Origin of the sequence: Methylocystis sp. Sn-Cys, assembly GCF_016745395.1 — a bacterium.
Lineage (GTDB): Bacteria > Pseudomonadota > Alphaproteobacteria > Rhizobiales > Beijerinckiaceae > Methylocystis > Methylocystis iwaonis.
In genome coordinates, this window is the sequence record NZ_JAERVJ010000004.1 from 287103 (window position 1) to 311779 (window position 24677).

Annotated in this window: 20 protein-coding genes; 10 read left to right on the forward strand and 10 right to left on the reverse strand. The window is 65.6% G+C overall.

Annotated elements, in window-relative coordinates:
- Positions 1–37: 37 nt before the first annotated feature.
- A complete protein-coding gene (locus JJT62_RS10795) occupies positions 38–5509 on the forward strand; it encodes a GH36-type glycosyl hydrolase domain-containing protein (RefSeq protein ID WP_202072756.1) in 5472 nt (1823 codons plus the stop codon).
- Between the two features lie 106 nt (positions 5510–5615).
- Positions 5616–6467 carry a hypothetical protein gene (locus tag JJT62_RS10800; RefSeq protein ID WP_202072757.1) on the forward strand — a complete coding sequence of 284 codons (852 nt, stop codon included), beginning with the start codon at positions 5616–5618 and terminating at the stop codon, positions 6465–6467.
- Between the two features lie 6 nt (positions 6468–6473).
- Here the strand turns inward: JJT62_RS10800 and JJT62_RS10805 are convergent, their stop codons facing one another.
- Positions 6474–6824: a septal ring lytic transglycosylase RlpA family protein gene (locus tag JJT62_RS10805; RefSeq protein WP_246744826.1), complete on the reverse strand. Its 351-nt coding sequence runs from the start codon at positions 6822–6824 to the stop codon at positions 6474–6476.
- A gap of 434 nt (positions 6825–7258) precedes the next feature.
- Between JJT62_RS10805 and JJT62_RS10810 the strand changes: the two genes are divergently transcribed.
- Entirely contained in the window at positions 7259–8122 is an 864-nt protein-coding gene (locus tag JJT62_RS10810) for a hypothetical protein (protein WP_202072759.1), read from the forward strand.
- A gap of 42 nt (positions 8123–8164) precedes the next feature.
- Here JJT62_RS10810 and JJT62_RS10815 read toward each other — a convergent pair whose 3' ends face one another.
- On the reverse strand, positions 8165–8740 hold the full coding sequence (locus JJT62_RS10815) for a hypothetical protein (RefSeq protein ID WP_202072760.1): 576 nt from the start codon (positions 8738–8740) through the stop codon (positions 8165–8167).
- A 360-nt stretch (positions 8741–9100) separates the two neighbouring features.
- On the opposite strand from JJT62_RS10815, the gene JJT62_RS10820 reads away from it, so the two are divergent.
- The gene (locus JJT62_RS10820; RefSeq protein WP_202072761.1) at positions 9101–9391 is read left to right on the forward strand and encodes a GIY-YIG nuclease family protein; all 291 of its coding nucleotides are present in this window, start codon (positions 9101–9103) and stop codon (positions 9389–9391) included.
- 321 nt (positions 9392–9712) lie between these two features.
- Here the strand turns inward: JJT62_RS10820 and JJT62_RS10825 are convergent, their stop codons facing one another.
- Both JJT62_RS10825 and JJT62_RS10830 read right to left on the reverse strand, forming a co-directional pair.
- Complete coding sequence (locus JJT62_RS10825; RefSeq protein ID WP_202072762.1) at positions 9713–13345, reverse strand: vitamin B12-dependent ribonucleotide reductase; 3633 nt, start codon at positions 13343–13345, stop codon at positions 9713–9715.
- Between the two features lie 474 nt (positions 13346–13819).
- Positions 13820–14377: a hypothetical protein gene (locus JJT62_RS10830; RefSeq protein ID WP_202072763.1), complete on the reverse strand. Its 558-nt coding sequence runs from the start codon at positions 14375–14377 to the stop codon at positions 13820–13822.
- A 128-nt stretch (positions 14378–14505) separates the two neighbouring features.
- On the opposite strand from JJT62_RS10830, the gene JJT62_RS10835 reads away from it, so the two are divergent.
- A complete protein-coding gene (locus JJT62_RS10835) occupies positions 14506–15396 on the forward strand; it encodes a GNAT family N-acetyltransferase (protein ID WP_202072764.1) in 891 nt (296 codons plus the stop codon).
- 125 nt (positions 15397–15521) lie between these two features.
- Here the strand turns inward: JJT62_RS10835 and JJT62_RS10840 are convergent, their stop codons facing one another.
- Positions 15522–16262 (reverse strand): 1-acyl-sn-glycerol-3-phosphate acyltransferase, encoded by a 741-nt coding sequence (locus JJT62_RS10840; protein ID WP_202072765.1) that lies wholly within the window; start codon positions 16260–16262, stop codon positions 15522–15524.
- A 203-nt stretch (positions 16263–16465) separates the two neighbouring features.
- Here JJT62_RS10840 and JJT62_RS10845 point away from each other — a divergent pair, with 203 nt between their 5' ends.
- From JJT62_RS10845 to JJT62_RS10865, 5 genes are all read left to right on the forward strand, one after another.
- Entirely contained in the window at positions 16466–17017 is a 552-nt protein-coding gene (locus JJT62_RS10845) for an SRPBCC family protein (RefSeq protein WP_202072766.1), read from the forward strand.
- 42 nt (positions 17018–17059) lie between these two features.
- On the forward strand, positions 17060–17647 hold the full coding sequence (locus JJT62_RS10850; RefSeq protein ID WP_202072767.1) for an SRPBCC family protein: 588 nt from the start codon (positions 17060–17062) through the stop codon (positions 17645–17647).
- Positions 17648–17799: 152 nt separating this feature from the next.
- Positions 17800–18720 (forward strand): YncE family protein, encoded by a 921-nt coding sequence (locus JJT62_RS10855; protein WP_246744827.1) that lies wholly within the window; start codon positions 17800–17802, stop codon positions 18718–18720.
- Between the two features lie 87 nt (positions 18721–18807).
- Positions 18808–19215 carry an NADH:ubiquinone oxidoreductase subunit NDUFA12 gene (locus JJT62_RS10860; protein ID WP_202072768.1) on the forward strand — a complete coding sequence of 136 codons (408 nt, stop codon included), beginning with the start codon at positions 18808–18810 and terminating at the stop codon, positions 19213–19215.
- An 89-nt stretch (positions 19216–19304) separates the two neighbouring features.
- A complete protein-coding gene (locus JJT62_RS10865; RefSeq protein WP_202072849.1) occupies positions 19305–20057 on the forward strand; it encodes a DUF2155 domain-containing protein in 753 nt (250 codons plus the stop codon).
- 168 nt (positions 20058–20225) lie between these two features.
- Here the strand turns inward: JJT62_RS10865 and aat are convergent, their stop codons facing one another.
- From aat to JJT62_RS10890, 5 genes are all read right to left on the reverse strand, one after another.
- Entirely contained in the window at positions 20226–20894 is a 669-nt protein-coding gene (gene aat, locus JJT62_RS10870) for a leucyl/phenylalanyl-tRNA--protein transferase (RefSeq protein WP_202072769.1), read from the reverse strand.
- Between the two features lie 259 nt (positions 20895–21153).
- Positions 21154–22512: an acetyl-CoA carboxylase biotin carboxylase subunit gene (accC, locus tag JJT62_RS10875; protein ID WP_202072770.1), complete on the reverse strand. Its 1359-nt coding sequence runs from the start codon at positions 22510–22512 to the stop codon at positions 21154–21156.
- A 9-nt stretch (positions 22513–22521) separates the two neighbouring features.
- The gene (accB, locus tag JJT62_RS10880; protein ID WP_202072771.1) at positions 22522–23133 is read right to left on the reverse strand and encodes an acetyl-CoA carboxylase biotin carboxyl carrier protein; all 612 of its coding nucleotides are present in this window, start codon (positions 23131–23133) and stop codon (positions 22522–22524) included.
- Between the two features lie 19 nt (positions 23134–23152).
- Positions 23153–23584: a type II 3-dehydroquinate dehydratase gene (gene aroQ / locus JJT62_RS10885; protein ID WP_202072772.1), complete on the reverse strand. Its 432-nt coding sequence runs from the start codon at positions 23582–23584 to the stop codon at positions 23153–23155.
- A gap of 187 nt (positions 23585–23771) precedes the next feature.
- Entirely contained in the window at positions 23772–24566 is a 795-nt protein-coding gene (locus JJT62_RS10890) for a DsbA family protein (protein WP_246744828.1), read from the reverse strand.
- Between the last annotated feature and the right edge of the window lie 111 nt (positions 24567–24677).

The window sequence follows — 24677 nt, forward strand, 5'->3', positions numbered from 1 at the left end:
ACCAGCAAACGCGGCGAAATACGCGCGGAGGACCCCCATGGCGAACGCCCATGGCGAATCGGAAACTGGCGTGGCTCTGGTCGAGCGCGTTCTTTTCGGCCTCGTCTTCGCCGCCGTTGCGGCTCTGGAAGCTTCCGGCGGGCCGACCCATTTGCTCATCGCCGGCTTTTTTGCCGCCGCTTCGCTCTATCTCCTGCGCCCGGCGAGCGACGCGAACCGGCAGGCGGCCAATTTCGCGATCGATTTCGTCGCCGTGGGCGTCTTCGCGGCGCTCTGCGACCGTTCCGGCGTGCTCTGGCGGGCGCCCGAGACGCTGGAGCAGCTCTTCCGCTTCTCGCCTGTGGGCGCCGGCGTCGCGACGGTCGCTTACATTGGCGGCGCGGTTGCGCTGACGGCGCGCTCGCGCATGCGGCTGCGCGGCGCGCTGTTTCTTCTGCCCTTCCTGTTCAGCCTGTTTATCGCCTTTGGCGCGCCGCCCATGACGCAAATCGGCGCGGCTTTGTTCCTGGGCCTCGACGTTCCCGAGTCAGTGGCGAAAATCTCGGCGCGGACGCTGGCGCTATTTCTGCTGAACGAGGCCGTCGTCATCGGCGTGCCGCTGGCGCTGGGCCGTTTCCTGCCGCGGCAATGGCGCCCGCACGGCATTCTCTTCGCTTCCGCCTTCATCGCGTCGCTGACGCCCTTCATGGCGACGGCGGTTTCCCAATTCGTCACGCCTTACATGCCGGCCCCGATCGCCGCCATTGCCGCGGCCGTCGCCGAGGGGCTGGCGCAGGCCGGTCTCTGGGGCGAGACCTATCTCGTCACCCAGGCGATCGCCGGCCTGCTGCGGGCGACGCCGTCGCTCTCCGTCGTCGTCTATCAGGATTGGAAGACCGGCGCGGAGAAGGGCGCGGTCTACGGCTTCACCTTCATGGGCTTGCTGTTGGTCGCCGGGCTCGTCGTCTCTTTCCCGCCGGCGGCGGCCGCCATCGCCTATTCCGGCCCCTTCGGCGGCGCCATCATCGGCGCGGCGCTTTATCCGCTCGCGCGCACGATCGTGGAGAGCACGGATTCGACGCCGCCCTTTTTCGGGCGCCTGCAAGAGGCCTATCGGCGTCGGGCGAATTTCGCGCGCGGGGCCGTCGCGGGCGCAGCCGTGGCGATCGGATTGATGATCGATCTCCCCTCGCAGAGCGGAAGCAACCGGTTCCTCTTCGGCGCCGCCGCCGGCGTTCTTATTTATGCCGGCGTCGACCTGGCGTTCGACCTCGCCGCGCTCATGCGCGATCGCCGCCAGCATTTCAGAAGCTGGCGCGTCTATATGCTGGCCGCGCTGCTCGGCGCATCGGTCGCAGGCGCCATTGCCTGGTATTTCGACGCGGACCAGCTCGGCACGGTCGTGCGGAAGTTCTTCGATTATGTTTCGCTCGACTACGCCGCCGATGGGCGGCCGCTGAACGCCTATATTGTCCGGCCGCTGTTCTCGAAATGGGGCGCGACCAATCTCGGCGTCGTCGACGGCGGCGTGCGGCTTCTCTACGACGAGTCGCTTTCCGGCGTCATTCAGTGGGTCTTCGCGGCGCCGCTCTTCTCGATCAATCTCTTCTTCCTGACCGCGCTGGTGAGGCGCAGCCTCCAGCCGCTCAAGCAGCTCGCGAGCTGGGAAGGTCTCGACATGCTCGTCGAGAACGCCGTGCGCGTGCTGCGCTGGGGTCTGTGGATGGCGCCGGTCATCTACTCCTTCCTCAAGGCCACGCCCGATCCGACCTGGTACAATCAGGACGGTCTGATCCGCACCGGCGTCGCGACCTGGATGAGCTACGTCCTGCCGGACAATGAGTTCCGCTCCTGGAGCCTCGACATTTTCACGGCGCTCCTCGCCTATGACGTCATCCGCGTGCTGATCTGGTTCGATCACATGGGCCTGCGCGTCGCGACGCTCGTGAACCTCTCTTTCGTCGGCGGCGACGCTTTGGACGAGCGGGCGGCGCGTTTCGTTGGCAAGCAGCAGGTGAGCCGCGCCATTCCCGAAGGCATCCGCCGCTTCGGCACCTGGGCGCCGCTGTTGCTGCCCTTCTACATCCCGCGCGGCGCCGAATGGGACAAAGCCTGGAGCGCCGCCGAGCAGATGGCCGGCTCGCGTCCGCCGTCCTACACCTATCTCGTGGGCGGCTATCTCGCCTATGCGGGCTTCATCGCTCTGGGGCTGGTGCTCTTCCTGCTCGGGCGGCTGGCGCAGGCGCAGAAGATACCGCTCGAGGGCATCACCGGCGCCGGCGGCGCGCCCGGCTCGCGGCCCTTGAAGCTCACCAACGGCCTGATGACCAGCGAATGGTTCCAGGACGGGCAGGGCGCGATCCGCATCGAGGGCGTCGCGCGCGGCGGCCCCGCGATCGATCTCACCCGACGCCCCGACGATCACGCCCATCCGCGCGGGCGGTTCCTGTTCCTGCGCGAGGACGGCGGCGAACTCTGGTCGGTGGGCGAGGCGCCGACGCGCTGCCCGGGCGCCTGCGCGCAACTGACCGACGCGGGCGAAAACTGCCTCTTCTTCATCGCCGAGCAGAACGGCTTCGCCGTCGAGGCGCGCGTCTCGCTCGCCCCCGACGAGGCGGTGGAGATCCAGCATATCAAGGTCGTCAATCTCGAGCAGCGGCCCCGCAAGCTCACGCTCGCTTCGCTACGCGAATGGGTGCTGAACGAAACCGCGGTCGAGCTGCGCGACGCGGCCTATAACGCCATCCATGTCGGCACGTGGTACGTGCAGTCGCTGAACGCCATTTTCGCGCAGAACCGCCTGCTGAAGGGCGGCGCTCGGCGTCAGGCCGACCGCCGTCTCTCGCCTGAGATCGGCTTCCACGCCATCGCCGCCGGTCCGGACACGAAGATGACGATCCTCGGCTATGAGGACGTGAAGTCGCGCTTCTACGGCATGGGGCCGACCAACGCGCCTGACAGCCTCAATGGCCTGGGCGAAGCGCCGCGCAGCCCCGAGGACGAAGGGCTTCTCTACGGTTTCGAACCCTGCGCGAGCCTGCGCGTCGAGATCGACATCGCGCCTGCCGGCACGGCCGAGCTTATCGTCGTCGACGGCTGGGCGAAGGACATGGGCCGCGCGACGGCCTCGGTCACGCGCCACCTCGGCCTTGCGCCGATTGCGCCCGACGTTCTGGACAAGGCGCTGACGCGCCGCCGCGCGCTCGTCATGCCGCCGACGCCGGCGCAGCATCGCTACGCCTTCACGGAAGACGGCCGCAGCCTCACGCTTGCGCCAGGCACGCCGCGTCCCTTCGCCCATGTCATCGCCAACGCCGTGGGCCAGGGCTGCGTGCTGACGAATGACGGCGACATCTTCTCCTTCTCCAGCAACTCACGCCTCAACAGCTTCACGCCCTTCCGCATGGGCGAGGGCCGCGCGGCGCCGCCCGGACAGATGATCTATGTCTATGATCTCGCCCGAACGGACCCGCACAGCCCGACCTTCGTGCCGCTACGCCAGCGCGACGCGCGCTATGAGGTGACATTCGCGCCGGGCTCGGCGGTTTTCCGCTCCGAGCGCGACAATCTCGAGCTGGAGATGACGGTCTTCGTCAGCCCTACGGAGCCGATTGAATTCCGCCTGCTCAAAATCCGCAACAAGGCGGATCACGAGCGGCTGCTGCAGATCGTGCCGGCGATGGAGGTTATTCTCGCCGAGATTCCCAACGAGAGCCTCGGGGTCGTGGAATCCGTCATCGACGACGACGTGCGCTCGATCTACTTCCGCAATCCTCAGAATAATTTCGTGAAGGGCTGGGCCTTCGTCACGACCTCGATCCCGGCCGAATTCGCCGAGACGTCGCGCCGCCGCTTCCTCGGCCACGAGAGCCGCAATCCCTATCTTCCCTACATGGTCGAGCACGGCCATCCAGACGCCGGCGCGCCCGAGCACGAGCGCAAGGTGGCGGCTTTCTCCGGCTCGATCGACGTGGCGGCTGGCGGGGAGGCGACCGTCGTCGTCGCGCTCGGCCAGACGACGTCGCTAGACGAGGCGAAGCGCCTCGCCTCTCTCGCCCACGATCCGGTTTACGCGCAGGCGCAGCTCGCGGCGAGCGACGCGGCGTGGGGCGCGCAGCTCTCGGTGCTGCGCATCAAGACCAACCGCCCGGACGTCGATCGTCTCGTCAACGACTGGCTGCCCTATCAGCTTTTGGCCTCGCGCCTGTGGGGCCGCACCGGACCGGCGCAACGCTCCGGCGCAACGGGCTATCGCGATCAGTTGCAGGACGTCATTCCGCTCGTGCATCTCGCGCCGGAGCGCGCCCGTGCGCAGATCTTGCTGCACGCCAGACATCAATATCTCGAAGGCGACGCCTGCAAATGGTGGCACCGCGCTCCCAATGGCGGAACGGGACTCGCCGACCGCACCCATTCCTCAGATCCGCATCTTTGGCTGCCCTATGTCACGATCCGCTATGTGAAGGGCACGGGGGATGCGGCGATCCTCGACGCGGTCGAGAGCTTCCTCGAAGCCAATCCGGTGCCGATGGATCAGGAGGGCGAAGCGACCGTCCCGCTCAATTCGCGCGACAAGGACACGCTGCTCGGCCATTGCGCCCGCGCCATCGACTACACGCTCGACCGTTTCGGCGCCCATGGCCTGCCGCTCGTCGGCTCCGGCGATTGGGACGACGGCATGCATCTCGTCGGCGCGCAGGGGCGCGGCGAGAGCGTGTGGCTCGGCTTCTTCCTGCATGGCATTCTGGTCGATATCGCGCCCTTCTTCGAGGCGAAGGGCGACGGCGCCCGCGCGGCGCGCTATCTCGCGCGCGCCGAGAAACTGCGCGCAGCGCTCGCCGAGTGTTGGCGCGGCGATCGCTATGTGCGCGACTTCGCCGATGACGGCCGCGAGCTTTCTCCGATGAGCGCCATGACCGCCCATTGGCCGACGCTCACCCATGCCGTGGATGCGGCGCGCGGCCGCGAGGCGATCGAGAAGGCGCTCGCCGTGCTCGGCCGCTCCAACCGCATCCTGCTCGTCACGCCGCCCTTCGACGAACATTCCGATCCCTATCCCGGCCGCAGCGCCGAATATCCGCCGGGCGTGCGCGAAAACGGCGGGCAATATTCGCATGGCGTCTCCTGGTTCGTGGACGCGCTGGCCAAGCTCGGCGGAGAGGCCAAAGCGGCGGGCGACGAGAAAGCCGCGCAGGAACTCTTCGCCCTGGCGTTCGAGAGCTGGATCGCCATCTCGCCGATCTCCAAGCTACGCACGCCGGCCGAGGCGGATGTTTACGGCTTGCCGCCGCATCAACAGCCGGCCGACGTCTATGAGGGCGAGGGCTATGCGGGCCGCGGCGGATGGAGCTGGTACACGGGCGCGGCGGCGCGCATGATTTCCGCCGCCTACGCCATGCTTGGCCTGGAGTTCGAGAATGGCGAGCTGCGCCTGCGCGCCGACGCCTTCGATCGCAAGGGCGGGGTGCAGTTGGAAGAGGTCTCCTACAAAGGCAAAGCTTTCACAAAAGAGAACAAGTCAGGGGTATAAGTAGAACGGCCTGAAGAGGTTTAAATTCCAATTGTCACGCGCGCGGCGTTTACTGTAGCGTCAATGTCAACAGGCGTCGTTTGGGCGCCTGTATTGGCGTGCTCTCATGCGTGCGTCGGCGTTATTTTTTATTTTTATTTATCTACTTAGCCCTGTCGCGGCACGGGCGGGCGCCTGGCTTTACCCGGAAGGTCACGGGCAGCTTATCCTCACAACCGCCTTCGCCGACGCGCGAGGCGCCTTCGACTCCAGCGGCCGGCTGGCGCAGACGCCGTCCTATCGAAAATTCGAAGACCGTTTCTACCTCGAACATGGCGTGACCGATTGGCTGACCTTCGTCGCCGAGGGAAGCGCGATGAGCTTTCACGGCGGCGGCGAGTCGGCGCGGCTCACACAACTCGAAGCGCTGATCGCGCAAGCAAAGGGCGGCTTGCCGCTCATCCTGCCGGCGGAAAAGGGCATAAAATTTCAGGGGCTCGGCCTCGGCGCCGCTGGCGCGCGTCTGCAGCTTTACGCTGACGCCGACTATGTGGTTTCGGTCGAAACGAGTCTGCGCGCGGCGTCGAGCGCGGCGCGTTGCTTCCTCGATATGCGCGGTCCGACGCAATTCGACGCGCGCCTCCTGATGGGGCGCTCTGTGAGCCTGTTCGGCTTCACGGGTTTCCTCGATGCGCAGATCGGCTATCGAACGCGCGGACAGAATGGCGATGAAATCCGCCTGGATCTAACCGCGGGGCTTCGGCCGATCGACCGCCTCATGGTGATGGCGCAAAGCTTCTCGGCGCTCGCGCCGCGCGGCGGGCTCTCGACCTTCATGGCCGCGCAGAAATTTCAACTGAGCGCGGTCTATGAGGCGACGCCCGCCATATCGCTGCAGATCGGGGCCGTCACTGCGCTCAATGGCGTCAATGCGCCGGCCGAGCACGGCCTGATCGGCGGAGTCTGGTGGCGCTATTGAAACGGTTTATTGCGCCTCGGCGATGGCCGAGACGGGTTCGACCTTCACATGGGCGACGCCGGCCGAGCGGAACCCCAGCGCGTCTGCGGCCGTCGCAGAGACGTCGATCACGCGGCCGCCTCTAAAGGGTCCGCGGTCGTTGATGGTGACGACGACGGATCGATTGTTCACCAGATTGGTGACCCGCACCCTCGATCCAAAGGGCAGTGTGCGGTGGGCCGCCGTATAGGCGCCGACATGGCCGCCGCTCGCGGTGCGTCCGCCGAGTTTGTAATAGGAAGCCTTACCGACCCAATCTGCTTGGGCGCCGCCGGGAAACGCAACCAGCGCGACGGCTCCAATCAATATTTTCCTCAACAGCAGTCTCCTCCTCGCACATGCGTGCTTGCGGCGGTTTGCGCCGGCGATCATTGCGCCAGCGTGGCTGCTGTCAGTAGAGAGGCGTTCAGGCAAAATAAAGGTAGGAACAAGACGCACTAGAGATAGGAACGTCCAGAAGTGTGGTGATTCACTATAAATTGTGCGGCGCAAACAACGCGCGGACAGTCTCTCATAATAGAAAGAAAATAGTCGGTTATACGATACATATCAGATATTGCGGAGCATGCGTCGTTGCATAATAGCAACACGGCGAAAAAATCATCCGGGCGCTAGCCTGGCGGCAGGGCAGGCGCGTGTTGCTTGATTTGCCTATTGGCGGCCGCATCTAGCGGCTTCTGGCGGCGTTGCGGCAGAAGACGCGCGCCCACGCTTTTCTTCGCTGAGCGCCGCCTTTCGGCAAGGAGGCGGAGATGGTTACCCGGAAATTCTACGCCGCTCTAGCAAGCGCGGCGTTGGCGGCGGCTCTGTTCGCGCAGACCGGAGCGGCCGACGCACAAATGCGCGTCGGCGGCGGCGCGCCGGCCGGCGGCGGCTTCGCCCATGGCGGGGTCGGCGGCCTCGGCGGCGGTGGGCTTGGCGGCGGCGGGCTCGGGGGCGGCGGCCTCGGGGGCGGCGGCCTCGGCGCAGGCATGGGCGGCGGGGGATTTGCTCACGGACCGGTTGGAGGGCTCGGCGGGGGCGGGTTTGGCCACGGCGGATTCGCCGGCGGCGGAATGGCGCGCCCCTTCGGCGGGTTTGGTGGCGGCGGCGCGATGTTCGGACCGGGACGCCTTGGCGGGGCCCCCGTCGCGGGCGTTTTCGGCGGCGGTCACCGCTGGGGCGCGTTCGGCGGCGGTTGGGCCGGGCGCCCTTACGGCATGTGGGGCGGGCGCCACCTCGGCTGGGGCGGGCGTAACCTCGCCTGGGGTGGGCATTGGGCGCGCCCATGGGGTGGCTTCGGCTACCGTCGCGCGGCGTTTGGCTGGGGAGGCTGGGGCTGGCGGCGGCCTTGGTGGCGCCACCGGGGTTATTATGCGGGCGGCTGGCCGCTGTATGGCGCAGGCCTCCTTGGCGGCGGCTGGGGGTGGGGCGGCTATGGCTGGCCCTATTGGGACGATTATGGAAGCTGCTGGCGGCCCCGAGTCATTCGCACTTACTGGGGTTGGCGGCGCCGCTGGGTGAATGTCTGCAGCACCTGGGGTTATCCCTCCGGGGGCTATCCCTCCTGGGGCTATGGCGGCTGGGGCGGGCCCGGGGTCTTGAGCGTCGGCTGGGGACCAGGCTGGCTCTGGTGATGAAACATCCCTCCCTCGCCGATGCGCGGGGGAGGTTTTTTTTCAGGCGGCGGCCGAGCGGGCATGAACGTCGTGCCCGCCGTTTTTCTGCATGACGTCGATGGCGATCTTCTCCTTCGCCTCGTCCCAGGCGCGCGCCCAGAGCAGCATGCCGCCATGGGCCATCTGCGCCTTCACCCAGGTCGCCTCCGCTGAGCCCAGGAGCTGGGCGAGAGTCGCGCCGATGATGCCGCCGCCCCCGCCGAGCGCCAGCGCCGCCGCGATCGCCGCGCCCAGCGTTCCGCCTGCGGCCAGCGCCATGCCGGCGCCGCCGACCGCGCCGATGTAAAAAAGTGCGCCGATCAGGCCCGCCTTGGCCTCGTTGCGGGCCTCCGGGTCGATATAAGCGCCGTGCGGCGCCGCCGCGCTGCCGCCGAGCTTTTCCGCCGAAAGGCTAGAGTCGCCGAGCGCCTCGCGCACGACAGCCTGCGGCGCCAGAACGCTGATCGTCGCCTGGTCGAAGCCGTCGACGAGGAGATCGTCGATGGCCGATTGCATCTGGTCGAGATTGTCGAACACGCCGACGACCTCGCGCAGCTCGCCACGTTGCTCGGGCGTAAGAGCTTTTTGCGTTTCCATTCCCGTGCTCCCCGAGCGCGGCGCGACGAAGCCGCCTGAACCAACCGCGCTCTCGCTTTGTTAAAGGGAGCGGAGAGGGCAGGGTGGCAAGGTTCGGGCGGGGGATTTTGGGGTGGATGCGAAAGGGGCGCATGCACGTTTCCACATGAGCCGCAAACCTCTCCGCGTCATGCCCGCGCTTGTCGCGGGCATCCACGCCGCGCCGCTGTGCGCGCCTTGGAGCGTTTGTGCAGCCCCTCGGCGTGGATGGCCGGGACGGAGCCCGGCCATGACGGTTAATGGGCTGTCGCGCTGCTTCTCCCCGACCATGAAACAGCACGCGGGGCTTGAGCGGCATAGCCTTGGCGATATCATCGCAAGATGCGCGGCGGCTGGGTTTACATCGTGACCAATCGGCCAAACGGAACGCTTTATCTGGGCGTGACGAGCAATCTTGCGCGCCGGGGTTGGGAGCACCGGGAAGGCGTCTTAGACGGCTTCACGAAGCAATATGGCCTGAAGCGGCTGGTTTGGTACGAGCCGTTCGAGGACATTCGCACGGCCATTCAGCGCGAAAAGACAATGAAACACTGGCCGCGCGCTTGGAAGGTGCGGCTCATTCTGGACCTGAACCCCGAGTGGCGCGATTTGTACGAAGACTTGGCGAACTGAGTGTGTGAGCGGCAACTTCTCGGCCGTCATGCCCGCGCTTGTCGCGGGCATCCACGCCGCGCCTGTGCGCGCCTTGTTGCGTTTGCGGAGCCTCTCGGCGTGGATGGCCGGGACGAGCCCGGCCGTGACGGCTGAGAGGGCTCTTGAAGCCTTTGAAAAGAGCCTCACCCAACGTCATGCCCGCGCTTGTCGCGGGCATCCACGCCGCGCCGCTGTGCGGGCCTTGGAGCGTTTGTGCAGCCTCTCGGCGTGGATGGTCGGCACAAGGCCGGCCATGACGGTTGAGAGGTTACGCACGCACACGCACGCGTTCAGCTTCGGTCAGCTACACCCCGTCGTACTTCCGCACGTCTCGCACTTCAAGCACGTCCCATTGCGCACCAAGGTGAAATTCGCGCACTCCGGGCAAGCCTCGCCGACATAGCCCTTCATTCGCGCTTCGGCGCGTTTTTCCGCCATGCCCTGCACCGATTTCGTCGGCTCCGTCCAGCCGAGCTGCGAGAGCGGCTCGCTGGCTTCCTCGCGCGTCACTTCCGGCGTTTCGCGCAGCGCCACGGCGCCGCCGTGCACCACCATCAGCTTGTCGGTCTTGGAGCGCAACAGGCCGCGCGAGACGATGGCGCTCGTCTCTGTGGCCTTGCCTTCGTGCTCGCCTTTGCCCAGCACGTCGTGGCCGATGTCGTCGGGCGAGACATGCGCGAGATCGCTGCGGCCGAGATAGGAGACGGCAAGCTCGCGGAACACATAGTCGAGGATCGACGTCGCGTTCTTGATCGCGTCATTGCCCTGCACCGGGCCCGCGGGCTCGAAGCGGGTGAAGGTGAAGGCGTCGACATATTCTTCGAGCGGCACGCCATATTGCAGGCCGAGCGAGATGGCGATGGCGAAGTTATTCATCAAGCTGCGGAAGGCCGCGCCTTCCTTGTGCATGTCGATGAAGATTTCGCCCAGACGCCCATCGGCATATTCGCCGGTCCGCAGATAGACCTTGTGGCCGCCCACCGCCGCCTTTTGCGTATAGCCCTTGCGGCGATCGGGAAGCTTCTCGCGCTCGCGCACCAGTTGGTGAATGACGCGCTCGACGATGCGCTCCGCGACATTGGCGGCGCGCGCCGGCATGTTTTGCGCGATGAGCTCCTCGACCTTGTCGTCCTCTTCGTCCTCGCCTTGGATGAGCTGGGCCGACAAGGGCTGCGAGAGCTTGGAGCCGTCGCGATACAGCGCATTGGCCTTGAGGCCGAGACGCCAGGAGAGCAAGTAAGCCTGCTCGCAATCCTCGATCGTCGCGTCATTCGGCATGTTGATGGTCTTGGAGATCGCGCCCGAGATGAAGGGCTGCGCCGCCGCCATCATGCGGATATGCGAGTCGACCGAGAGATAGCGCTTGCCCGTGCGCCCGCACGGATTGGCGCAATCGAAGACGGCGTAATGTTCGCCTTTCAGGAAGGGCGCGCCCTCCAACGTCATGGCGCCGCAGGCGTGAATATTCGCCGCCTCGATCTCCTGTTTGGAGAAACCGAGATGCGTCAGCAGATCGAAATTCTTGTCGTCGAGCTGCTCAGGGCTCACCTTCAACACGCCGGTGAGGAAGTCCGGCCCGAGCGTCCATTTGTTGAAGACGAATTTGATGTCGAAGGCGCTCGGCAAAGCGGCTTCGACTGCCGCGATCTTCTCGTCGGTGAAGCCGCGCGCGCGCAGCGACGCCGTGTTGATCGCCGGCGCATTGGCGAGCGAGGCGTGGCCGACGGCATAGGCCTCGATCTCGGCGATTTCGCTCTCGCGATAGCCGAGCGCGCGCAGACCTTCCGGCACGGCGCGGTTGACGATCTTGAGATAGCCGCCGCCGGCAAGCTTCTTGAATTTCACCAGCGCAAAGTCGGGTTCGATGCCGGTCGTGTCGCAATCCATCACGAGGCCGATCGTGCCCGTGGGCGCGACGACGCTGACTTGCGCATTGCGATAGCCGTAGAGCTCGCCCTGCGCGAGCGCCTTGTCCCAGGCCGCCGCCGCATGTTCGGCGAGCCGCGCGTCGGCGCAGGCGGCGACGTCGAGCGGCACCGGATTGACGGAGAGGCCCTCATAGCCCGCGCGCTCGCCACGCGCCGCGCGGCGATGATTGCGGATGACGCGCAGCATCGCCTCGCGGTTTTCCATGAAGCGCACGAAGGGGCCGCGCTCCTTCGCCATTTCGGCGGAGGTCGCGTAGCAGACGCCGGTCATGATCGCCGAGAGCGCGCCGGTGATGGCGCGACCAGCCTCGCTGTCGTAAGCGACGCCCGAGGACATCAGCAGGCCGCCGATATTGGCGAAGCCGAGGCCCAGCGTGCGATATTCATAGGAAAGCTGCGCGATCTCCTTGGAGGGGAATTGCGCCATCAGCACGGAGATTTCGAGCACCACGGTCCACAGGCGCACGGCGTGCTCGTAAGACTCGACGTCGATGCGCTTGGTCGTCGGATCGCGGAACTGCAGCAGGTTCAGCGAGGCGAGGTTACAGGCCGTGTCGTCGAGGAACATATATTCCGAGCACGGATTGGAGGCGCGGATGTCGCCGCCGGCCGGGCAGGTGTGCCAGTCGTTGATCGTGGTGTGGAACTGAATGCCCGGATCGGCCGACGCCCAGGCGGCGTAGCCGATCTTCTCCCACAGATCGCGGGCGCGCAGCGTCTTCGCAACCTTGCCGTCGAGACGCTTGATGAGGCTCCACTCGCCGTCGTTCTCGACGGCGTGCAGGAACTCATCCGTCACGCGCACGGAGTTGTTGGAGTTCTGGCCGGAGACGGTCAGATAGGCCTCGCTGTCCCAATCCGTGTCATAGGTGTCGAAGGAAATATCCTTGTAGCCCTGCTTGGCGAATTGGATGACGCGCTTGATGTAATTGTCCGCCACGTCGTTCTTGCGGGCGAGCTTGATCTCGCGCTTCAACGCCGGGTTCTTCTCCGGATTGAAGCAATCGTCGCCCGAGCCCTCGCAATTCACGCAGGCGCGCAGAATGGCCTTGAGATGTTTCTTGACGATCTTGGAGCCGGTGACGAGCGAGGCGACCTTCTCCTCCTCCTTCACCTTCCAATCGACGAAGGCCTCGATGTCGGGATGGTCGACGTCGACGACGACCATCTTCGCCGCGCGGCGCGTGGTGCCGCCGGATTTGATCGCGCCCGCGGCGCGGTCGCCGATCTTGAGGAAGGACATGAGGCCCGAGGAGGAGCCGCCGCCCGAGAGCTTCTCCTTCTCGCCGCGCAGCTTGGAGAAATTGGTGCCCGTGCCGGAGCCATATTTGAACAGGCGCGCCTCGCGCACCCAGAGATCCATAATGCCGCCGTCGTTGACGAGATCGTCCTCGATCGACTGGATGAAGCAGGCGTGCGGCTGCGGATGCTCATAGGCCGACTTCGACTTCACCATCTTGCCATTGGCGAAGTCGACGTAGAAATGCCCCTGGCTCGGCCCGTCTATGCCATAGGCCCAGTGCAGGCCGGTGTTGAACCATTGCGGCGAATTGGGCGCCGCCATCTGCATGGCGAGCATGTAGCGCAGCTCGTCCATGAAAGCCTGGGCGTCTTCCTCGGCGTCGAAATAGCCGCCCTTCCAGCCCCAATAAGCCCAGGCGCCGGCGAGCCGGTCGAAGACCTGCTTGGCGGAGATTTCGGAGACGTAGCGCTGATCCTTGGGGAGCGCGGCGAGGGCTTCCGTGTCGGCGACGCAGCGCCACAGGAAGGAGGGGATGGAGGTCTCCTCGATCTTCTTCAGCTGCGCGGGCACGCCCGCCTTACGGAAATATTTTTGCGCGAGCACGTCTGAGGCGACTTGGCTCCATTGGGCCGGCACTTCGATGCCGTCGAGCGAAAACACCACGGATCCGTCGGGATTACGGATCTCGCTCTTGGCCGTGCGGAACTCGATAGACGCGTATGGAGACTCGCCCGCCGTGGTGTAACGCCGCTCGATTTTCATGCCCTTCAATCTCCTTCAGGCGCGAGGCCGCGCTCGCGCGCAGCCGTTCGCCGGCCCGCGACGCAAATGTCCGCAATACGAACTCGGTTAGAGGCGCGCCGTCGCCCGCGGCCGAATCTGCTCGCGAGGTTGGAACGCCGGATACGAGGATTACGCTCAAGTAAAATGACGACCTCCGGCGGAAGCCGGACACAGCCAGACGTTGCGAAGAACGCTCGCCGTGACGTCATGATCTTGTGCCTCCACACTGCGCGAGTCTGAAGATGTCGTCAAGATATTGTGGCGGATATTAACAGGGAGACAACATGTGGACAAATCGGTGAATTCTGGGGATAAATCCAGAGGCAAGGCCAGAAAAGGTCGGCGCTACCCCGTCATTGCGAGCGAAGCGAAGCAATCCGGGGCAGCGGAATGGCTGTGGATTGCTTCGTCGCTTCGCTCCTCGCAATGACGGGCGCCACTGAGGCTTGCAGGCTATTTACAGCTCGCCGCCGGCGCGGGCTTCAGCAGAAAAGCGTGGTTCTCGGCGTTGGCGGGGCTGAGATAGAGGTAGCTTCCGCGCGCCTCGGGGCCCGGAAGCTCCAGCCGCTCGCGGATCGTGAGCATCAATCCTTCGGGCTTTTGCTCCAGCGTAAAAGAGCCCGAGTCATTGAACGACACGCGGCAGGCGCGCACGCCGTCTTCCTTGCTCTTGCAGCGCTCGGTTTCCTGTGCGGAGAGCGCGGCGTTGCAGACGAGGCCGGTCCGCTCCCAAAAACAGGCGCCGATCGTGCTGAAGGCGGTCTTGCCCGACCACATCGCGAGCATGGCGTCGGCGAGGATGCGCTGCTTTTCGCCGGGCGTTTCGGGGACGGAGGTCTTGGCGACCGAAAGGGCGACCTTGCGCACGATCTGCCCGCGATGCGCCTGGAGCCAGGCGGCGTCGTAGACGCGTTCGTAGCAGCCCGCGAGCGGGACGATCTCCTCCGCGCAGGCCGGCCCCGTGAGCGCGATCGCCGCCGTCAGGAAAAGCGCCTGCCGCCCAAAAATCATGCTTTGCCTCCGGAAGTTCGCGGGCAAAACTAGAGCCTGGCGGGGCTTGTGTCACCAATCGGCGCGTCACAAAAGCTTTGTGGAATCGTGATGAAAAAATTTCTGTAATCGCGGGGGAATTATCGCGGATGTGGACCAGCCACGCGGATATTGGGCGGACGATCGCCGCTCTGACAAATCTTCAGCCGCCTTCGCCGCAGAACAAGACCATTGTTGAAACGCTTGGCCGCATGGGCTCGCTCGAGGCGCGGCTCGCGCGTCGCAAGGGCGAGATCCGCAAAGCGCAGCGCCTGCGTTACGAGGTCTTCTATAAGGAAGGCGGCGCGATCCCGGACGCCAAGACCGCCTTCACGCGCCGCGACGCCGACAAGTTCGACAAATATTGCGACCATCTGATCGTCATCGATCATGCGTGGACGAATAAGCGCGGCAAGGTGAAGCCGAAGATCGTCGGCGCCTATCGGCTGCTGCGCGGCGACATGGCGCAGAAGGCCGGCGGTTTTTACTCTGCCGGTGAATATGACATCGCGCCCTTGCTCGCGCGTCATGCCGGCAAGCGGATTCTCGAGCTCGGCCGCTCTTGCGTGCTGGAGTCGCATCGCAGCAAGCGCACGATCGAGCTGCTGTGGCGCGGCCTGCTCGCCTATATCCGCGCGCATCAGATCGACGTGATGATCGGCTGCGCGAGCTTTCCGGGCGTGAGCCCACTCGCCCACGCCCAGGCGCTGAGCTATCTCGCCCATTACGCCGGCGCGCAGGGCGAGTGGCGGGTGAAGGCGAAGACCGATCTTTATGTGCCCATGGCCATGGCGCCGAAGGACAGCCTCGACGCCAAGGCGGCGCGCGAGGCGCTCTCGCCGCTCATCAAGGGCTATCTGCGCCTCGGCGCGCGCTTCGGCGACGGCGCGGTGGTGGACCTCAAATTCAACACGACGGATGTCTTCGTCGTGATGCCAGTCGCAGAGATCGGCGCGCGCTACATCGAATATTTCAGCGGCGTCGAGCGCCGCGCGGCGTAAGGCCTTCCGGCAGCGACGCCCGTCATTGCGAGCGGAGCGAAGCAATCCAGAGCCACGCCTCGGCTCTGGATTGCTTCGTCGCTTACGCTCCTCGCAATGACGGCGGTGGCCGGAGATTAGCGCCCTTACCGTCGCATCTCCTGCAACATCGCCCGCACCTGCGCTTCAGTCTCCGCCGCCAGCGCTTTGCGATCCTTGCCCTCGAATGCGATTGCCTCGCCAAAGGCAATGCGGCACTGAACGCCGCCGCGTTTCATGAGGCTCCACAGATGCGGCAGGAAGGTCATGTCGCCATACCAGCCGACATCGACCGGCCGCGCGCCGTCCGTGTAAAGGATCGCCGCCGGCGCGATGGCCACCGCGCCGTCATACCCTTGGATGGCGTCGAAATGCGCCGGCTTGAACGGCAGAACGTCGACGCCCGCGCTCGATGTGCCTTCGGGAAAGACGACGAGATCGCGGCCCCCGCGCAAAACGCCGCAGAGCGCGGCGTTGACCAGCGGAATGTCCTTGCGCGAGCCGCGCGGCACGAAAACCGTGCCCTGCAGTCGCGCCAGAAAGCCGAGAACCGGCCAGCCCGCCACTTCGCTCTTGGCCAAAAAGACCAGCGGATAAAGGCTCGCGAGCGCGATGATGTCCGTCCAGGAAACATGGTTCGAGACCACGAAACGCGGGCGCGAGGCGGGCAGGGCGCCCGCGGGCGCCACCTTGATGCCGATCACGATGCACATCAGCCGGCAGAAGCCGGTTTGGATCGAGTGCTGAACCGCCCAGCCGCGCCGCCGCGCGATCGTTTGGATCGGAACGAGAAAGATGAAGGCGGCCGCCATGGCGGCGGCGAAGGCGAAAGCGCGGATATAGGGCATCGCCGCGCTGATCGCGCGGGCGTGAGACAGGCGTGTGACAAGGCGCAGGACGAATTCACCCGTAGCTGTCTCAGGAACGGGACGGATGCCCCCGCCGAGCGCCAGCGTCTTGCTGCGCCGCCCTTGACGTCGCCGCTTGCGGCGCCCTTATGTGCTCAGCCGCCGCGCTGGCGGTGGAGGAAGGTTCCCCAGGAGAAATTCCCATGTCCTTTGTGATTGCGCGCCGCGCTGTCGTCGTTGCGGCCCTCTCGCTCGTTTCCGCCGGGCTGGCGACGGCCCCCGCCTTCGCGCATGGCCCCTCGCGCCAGAAAGTGGTCGAGAAGATCGAGATCAACGCGCCGGCCGACAAGGTCTGGGCCATCGTCGGCAATTTCCAGGACATGAGCTGGCTGCCCCCGGTCGCCAAGACCGAAGGCGCGGGCGGCAATGACGTCGGCGCCAAGCGCAAGCTGACGCTCAAGGACGGCGGCGTGATCGAGGAGTCGGTCACGAAATACGACGCGGCCGGCAAGTCGATCAGCTATAAGATCGACAATGTCGACGTGAAGGTTCTGCCGGTGAACAACTATTCCTCGACGATCACCGTCAAGGACGCGGGCGGCAAGACGGAAGTCGAATGGAAGGGCGCCTTCTATCGCGGCTTCATGAACAACGACCCGCCGCCGGAGCTCTCCGACGAAGCGGCGATCAAAGCCGTGACGGGCGTCTACACCGCCGGCCTCGCCGGGCTGAAGGCCAAGGCCGAAGGCAAGTAACCCGATAGCCCAGCGCGAGAGGGGCGCCGGGAGGATTGTAAAATGTCCAACCTGTCCCGCCGCGCCGCGCTTCTCGCGCTGGCGGCGTTCGCTTCAATGGCGTTGGCGGCCGTCGCCGGCGCCGAGCCCCCCACGCCGGGGCCGAATTCCTGGGCCGCCCATGGCGCGGCCCCGCTCAAATCGATCGAGACCATCCTCATCGATGCGCCGCCCGAAAAGGTTTGGGCGGTGGCGAGCGACTTCGCCCATTACGACTGGCTGCCCGGCGTGAAAGGCGTCGAGGCGAGCGGCGGCAATGAGCCGGAGAAGGCCAAGCGGAAGCTCCTCATGGCCGATGGCGGCGCGGTGGATGAAACGCTCGTGCGATGGGACGCCGGGCGTATGACGCTCGCCTGGCATCGCGACCATGACGACGTCAGGCGGCTGCCGGCCATCAATTACATGACGCATGTGACGGTGAAGCCCGCCGGGGAGGGCAAATCGCTCGCCGAATGGAAGGGCCGCTTCTATCGCGGCCATCCTTTCAACGACCCGCCGCCGGGTCTCGACGATGACACGGCCCTCGCCGCCGTGACGGCGCTGCACCGCGCCGGTCTCGCGGCGCTGAAGGCGCGGGTGGAGGGGAGATGAAGCGTCCGAGCCTCCCTTCTCCCGCTTGCGGGAGAAGGTGTCGCGCCGAAGGCGTGACGGATGAGGGCCGCCCTCACCCGACCCCTGCTCACGCAGGGGCCACCCTCTCCCGCAAGCGGGAGAGGGCAACGCGCGCAGTCTGTCTTGCCGCGATGCTTTTTTCCTCCGTGTCTCAGGCCGACGAAGCCTTCGTCACTGCGCAGGGGGCCGATGCGCTCGACATTATCGACGTCACAACGATGAAGCCGCTCGCGCGCCTCCCCATCGGCGGCAAGCCGGCGGGGATTACTGTCAGCCGCGACGGCGCGCGCGCCTATGTGACGAGCCCGGAAGGCAAGTTCCTCACAATCATCGACGCCAAAGCGCATAAGGTCGAGCGACGCATCCCGATCGCCGGAGGGCCGCTCGGCGTGGCCGCCGCCCCGGACGGCAAGCGCGTCTATGTCGCCGACCTCTACGGGCGCCGGCTCGTCGAGGTCGACCCGGAGCAGGGCGAGCTGCGCTCCGTCGGCGTCGGCGCCATGGCCTCGGGGGTCGCGGTGACGCCCGACGGCAAGACCATCATCGTCGCCGATCGCGACGACAACGCCGTCTCCTTCATCGACGCGCAAAACTTTACCCGCATCGCGACGCTGCCGGTCGGCAAACATCCCTTCGGCGTGACGATCGACGCCGCAGGCGCCCGCGCCTATACCGCCAATGTCGAATCGGACGACGTCAGCGTGATCGACATCGCCGCCCGCAAGGTCGTCGCGACGCTGAAAACGCAGAGCCGTCCCTATACGGCGGCGCTGGCGAGCGGGCGGGTGTTTGTCGCGAACCAGCACGCCGATAGCGTGAGCGTCTTCGACACGGCGACATTCGCGCCCCTCAGCGTCGTGAAAGTCGGCGAATATCCCGAAGGAATTGCAACGGGCGGCGACGGTTCGCGGGTTTACGTCGCGAGCTGGTTTTCAAACGAGCTCTGGTCCATCGACGCCAAAACCCTGAAGGTCGAGGGCAAGGTCGAGACAGGCGATGGGCCGAGGGCTTTTGGGGCGTTTATCGCCCCTTCGGCCGCCACGCGAGACTAGACACCGCCGCGCCGCAACGCCATAAGGAGCGCAACGACGCCGACTGGCCGGCGCAAGGCGCGCCGCAAAGAAGAGGCCGAACGCATTATGTCCATCTTCACCCGTTTCTTCACCTGGTGGGATCGCGCGACCCTCAACACGAGCCTGTGGACCGCGCTCTATGGCGAACGCGTGGGGACGGACGAGTTCGGCAATGTCTATTACCGCCGCCGCGGCGGAAAGAAGGACAAGGCGCTGGGCATCGAGCGCCGCTGGGTGATCTTCAACGGCTATTGCGAGGGCTCCGCGATTCCGCAGGGCTGGCACGGCTGGCTGCATCACACGGTCGATACCCCGCCCACCAAGGAAAACTACGCCCGCAAGGAGTGGGAGCTGCCGCATCAGGCGAATTTGACCGGCACGCCGCTCGCCTACCGGCCGCCGGGATCGCAGCTCTCGACCGGCGAGCGCACGCCGAGCGGCGGCGACTATGTCGCCTGGCGGCCGGAGGGCTGATTCCCCTTCCGTCCACGGAAACGCCTTTCTTGCCTGTTTATGTCGGTCCAGCGTTTTCCTCTGGCCGCTGCGCGCGGCGCGGTGACATGATGATCTCATCCCTTCGTTACGGCTTGGCGCTCGGCGCCTTCATGGCCGCGCTCTCTGGCGTGGCCGCCGCCGAACCCATCCGCCATCCCACCGCCATCTTCGCCGGCCTCGACAAGACAACCGGTCGCATCATCAATTTCGACGTGGCGATCGACGAGACCGTCCAATTCGGCTCGCTGAATGTGACGCCGCGCGTCTGCAACACGCGGCCGCAGACCGAAGCGCCGCAAACGACGAGCTTCGTCGAGGTCGACGAGGTCGCAAGCCGGCTGGAGCGGCAGGCAAAGGCCGAGTTGAAGGACGCGCGCGCCGACGCCAAGTCCGAGACGCGGCAGGAGGCCAAGCGCATCTTCTCCGGCTGGATGTTTGCGGCGAGCCCCGGCCTCCATGGCGTGGAGCATCCGGTCTACGACGTCTGGCTCGTTGATTGTAAGGGCGGCAAGGAGAACGCGCCGACGCCCGTCGCCGCCGAGGAGCCGTCGGTAGACGGCGCCGCCGCGCCTGCGCCGGAAACGGGCCGCAAGAAGCGCTCGCGCAAGGTGGAGCCCAAGGCTCCGGCGCCGGTGGAGAACGCGCCGATCGGCCCGTCCGATTCGGTTCCGCCGCAGCCCGCCATGGACGGCGCCCCCGCGCCCGACGCCGGCGCGGCCGAAGCTCCGGCGCAGCCTCAGCCGCAGAAGAAAAAGAAGAGGCGGTCGTCGCCCGCCGTGACGCCTGTGGAGCCGCAGCCGGGCGGGCTTCTGCCGTTCTGATCATACGGGATCCGCTTGATTAGTTCGCTGTCATTCCCGACGCTCGCGCAGCGAGCGATCGGGAATCCAGAGCAAAACCAGCTCATCTGTGGCTCTGGATTCCCGGTCGGGCTTTCAGCCCGCCGGGAATGACAAATCCTCACGCGAGCTGTTCAAACGGAAATGGAATCAATCCTCAAGCGCGGCGAGCGCCTGGTGGCCGGAGACCCTCTCCTCCGGCTTCCAGACATGGAAGTTGGCGACGACGCAGAGCGCCTCTTCCAGCGCGCGATGATAGGAGTCCCGCGAAATCTCGATCGCGCCCAGCGAGGCGAGATGCGTGGTCATGAACTGCGTGTCGAGGAGCTGGAAGCCGCCGGCGCGCAGCCGCGCCACGAGGTGAGTGAGCGCCACTTTGGAAGCGTCGCGCTCGCGATGGAACATGCTCTCGCCGAAAAAGGCGCCGCGTAGCGCCACGCCATAGAGACCGCCAACAAGCTGACCGTCGCGCCAGCATTCCACCGTATGGGCGAAGCCCATGTCGAAAAGCTGGCGATAGAGGCGGCGGATTTCGTCGTTGATCCAGGTCTTCTCGCGATCCGGCGCGGGCGCGGCGCAAGCCTCGATCACCGCGTCGAAGTCGCGGTCGACAACAACCTCGAAACGATCCGAGCGCACGGTCTTGGCGAGCGAGCGTGAGACGATGAAGGTGTCCAGCGGAAAGATCGCGCGCTTTTCAGGGTCGACCCAGAAGAGCTGGTCGTCCTCGGCGCTCTCCGCCATGGGAAAGAGACCGATGGAATAGGCGCGCAGCAAAAGCTGCGGCGTGATGGCGTAGGAGGCGCCGGGTTTCGACATAGGTAAAAGGATAGCGCCTAATCTGGAAAAATGCAGCGGTCGCTATCTGGCAAACTTTATCAGGCCGTCGCCGCGGACGCCACTTATGCGAAGACGGCGGGTGGGGGGAGAGTTCGGTCCTTCCGGCGGTCTCCGTCATTGCGAGGAGCGCAGCGACGAAGCAATCCAGAGCCGCGATGACGCTCTGGATTGCTTCGCTCCGCTCGCAATGACGGACTTCCCTTCGCTTACTCGGGCGTCCGCAACTCAATGAGGATAATCAAACCTCCGGCTCGATCCCGCCTGTCGCCAGGAAATGCTCGAGCCAATGGATGTCGTAGATCCCGTTCTGCACGTCGGCGTTGCGCACCAACGTGCGGAACAGCGGCAGCGTCGTGTCGATGCCGTCGACGATGAATTCGTCGAGCGAGCGGCGCAGGCGCATGAGCGCCTCTGTGCGGTTGCGGCCGTGGACGATCAGCTTGCCGATCAGCGAGTCGTAATTGGGCGGAATCGAATAACCCTGATAGACAGCCGAATCGACGCGCACGCCGACGCCGCCCGGCGGATGGTAATAGGCGATGCGGCCCGGCGAGGGGCGGAAGGTCAACGGATGTTCGGCGTTCACGCGGCACTCGATCGCATGGCCGTAGAACTGCACGTCTTCCTGTTTCATCGAGAGCGGCGAGCCGGCCGCAACCCTGATCTGCTCGCAGACGAGATCGACGCCCGTGATCGACTCGGTGACAGGGTGTTCGACCTGAATGCGCGTGTTCATCTCGATGAAATAGAACTCGCCATTCTCGTAGAGGAACTCGACCGTGCCTGCGCCGGCATATTGCAATTCGCGCATGGCCTTGGCGCAAACTTCGCCGATCTCGCGGCGCTGCGTGTCGTTGAGCGCGGGGGAGGGGGTTTCCTCGAACACCTTCTGGTGGCGGCGCTGCAAAGAGCAGTCGCGCTCGCCCAGATGGATGGCCTGGCCCTTGCCGTCACCGAAAACCTGGATTTCGATATGGCGCGGCTTTTCGAGATATTTCTCGATGTAGACCGTGTCGTCGCCGAAGGCGGCCTTGGCTTCCGTGCGCGCCGTCGCCATGGCGACGCCGAGGTCATGCGCGTCGCGCGCGACCTTCATGCCGCGTCCGCCGCCGCCGGAGGCCGCTTTCACCAGCACGGGAAAACCGATCTTCTGCGCGACCTTCAGCGCCTCCTTCTCGGAGAGCACGGGACCATCCGAGCCCGGCACGCAGGGAATGCCGAGGCGCTTGGCGGTGGCCTTCGCCTCGATCTTGTCGCCCATCAGCCGGATATGTTCGGACTTGGGGCCGATGAAGGTGATGTTGTGCTCTTCGAGAATTTCCGCGAAGCGGGCGTTCTCGGAGAGGAAGCCATAGCCCGGATGCACGGCGTCGGCGCCGGTGATCTCGCAGGCCGACAGCAACGCCGGGATGTTGAGATAGGAATCGCGCGCCGCCGGCGGGCCGATGCAGACGGACTCGTCGGCGAGCTTCACATGCATGGCGTCGGCGTCGGCGGTCGAATGCACCGCCACGGTGGCGACGCCGAGCTCCTTCGCCGCGCGCAAGACGCGCAGCGCGATTTCGCCGCGATTGGCGATGAGGATTTTGTCGAACATCCGCGCGCCTTATTCGATCACGAGGAGAGGTTCGCCATATTCGACCGGCTGGCCGTCCTCGACGATGATGGCGGTGACGACGCCCGATTTCGGGGCGACGATGTCGTTGAAGGTCTTCATCGCTTCGATCAGCAGCAGCTTGTCGCCGGCCGAAACGCGCGAGCCGATCTCGATGAAGGGCTTGGCGTCGGGGTTGGGGCGCAGATAGGCTGTGCCGACCATCGGCGATTTGACCGCGCCCGGATGTTCGGCGAGGGATTCCTCGGTCGGCGGCGCAGCGGGCGCGGGCGCTGCGATGGGGGCGGGCGCAGCGACAGGCGCGGGCGCATAAGCCGTCTGCGCCGGGGCGGCGATGGTGACGGTCGCGGGCGCGGCGAGCGGGGCCGGCGTGCGGGCGGCGCGAATGCGCAAATCGCCCTTCTCGACCTCGAACTCGGTGAGATCGCTCTGCGCCACGAGCTCGGCGATGGTGCGCAGCAGCGCAGGGTCGATCAAAGGCGCGGTCGCGGCGGCGGCGCGAGGCGCCGCTGCGCGGGCCGGGGCGGGCGTGCGAACGGGGGCGGCGGCGGCCGAGGAGCGGCGGCCGCGCGTGGTCTTGGTGGGCTGTGCTTTGCGCGCCATGGTTTTTCCCAGGTCTTTCTCAGATGTTTTGGAGAATGGCCTCGAGGGCCAGCAAATATGAAAGCGGGCCGAAGCCCGCGATGACTCCCCGCGCCGCCGGGGAAATATACGAGTGATGGCGGAAGCTCTCCCGCGCATGCACATTGGAAAGATGGACTTCGATGACGGACGCCTGCGCGCCTTTGATCGCGTCGTAAAGCGCGATCGACGTGTGGGTCAGGGCGCCGGCGTTGAGGATGACCGGCGCGCCCGCGGCGCCCGCCTCCTGAATCCAAGTGACGAGATCGCCCTCGAAATTCGATTGCTTGAAGACGAGCGAGACGCCCTTCGCCCTACAGCGTTCGTCGAGCTGGGCGCGGATGTCGTCCAGGGTCGCCGATCCGTAGATCCCGGGTTCGCGCTTGCCGAGAAGGTTGAGATTTGGACCGTTGAGCACGTGTACGGCTGACATTGCCTTCCCGAACGATCGATTTTCTTCAAAGAGCGAAGCGCGTCTCTCTTAGCCGCATTGGCCCCGCAAAGGAAGCCCGGCAGGAAAGGGCGCGCCGGACCGCGCGCCTTCAGGCGCGCTCTTTAATGCGAGCCCGAAGGCGCGCGGTCCGGTCAATGCGAGCGTGAAGGCTCGCGGTCCGGGCGCCTCAACAGGTCGCCTTGCCGCATTTGCGTATGTTGTCGACCTTCGCCTTGAGCTGCGCAAAGGGCAGGCCGCCCACGACGGCCTCCTTGCCGATGACCCATGACGGCGTGCCGTCGAATTTGAGCTGTTCGGCGAGAGCGGCGACTTCCTTCAGCGCGGCCTGCGTCTCGGCGCTGTCGGCGTCTTTCTCGAGCCGGTCGATATCCGCGCCGACCTCCTTCGCCGCCGCGATGGCCTGCTGCTTGCCGATGTGCCCGCGCGTCGAGAGCAGCTTCTTGTGGAATTCCCAGAATTTCGCGGGCGAGAGCTGCATGCGGGCGGCGGTCGCGATATGCGCGACATCGACCGAGTCCGCCCCGAGAATCGGGAAATCCTTGAGAACGACGCGCAGCTTCGGATCGGTTTCGATGAGCTTCGCGACCGAGGCGAGCGATTGCTTGCAGTAGCCGCAGTTGTAGTCGAAGAATTCGACCAGCGTGACGTCGCCGTCCGGATTGCCGACGACGGCCTGATTTGCCGAATGGACGATCTTCTCGCCGTGTTCCACGACGGCTTTCTCGCGCGACGCCAGCTCCGCCGCTTCCTCGCGTTTCTTGAGCGCCTCGATCGCCTCGCGGATCACTTCCGGATTCGAAACGAGATAGTCGTGGATGATTTTCTGGATGCCGGCCTTTTGCTGGTCGGAAAAGGCGTCGGCCGCCCGCGACGGCGTCGCGCCGGCGAAAATGACCCCTGCAAGGGCGCCGGCGACGGCAAGAGCGCGCCAGGACGCAGCGCGGGACGGGGAAAGGCGCATCGATTTCTCCTTCATGCGCGGGGCGATAAAGCGCCTTCCGCAATTCGGGGCGTGTTCTGGAGTGAGGCCGCTTTTAACAGACGGCCTCGCCCCTGTCATTCAGGGGGCCGA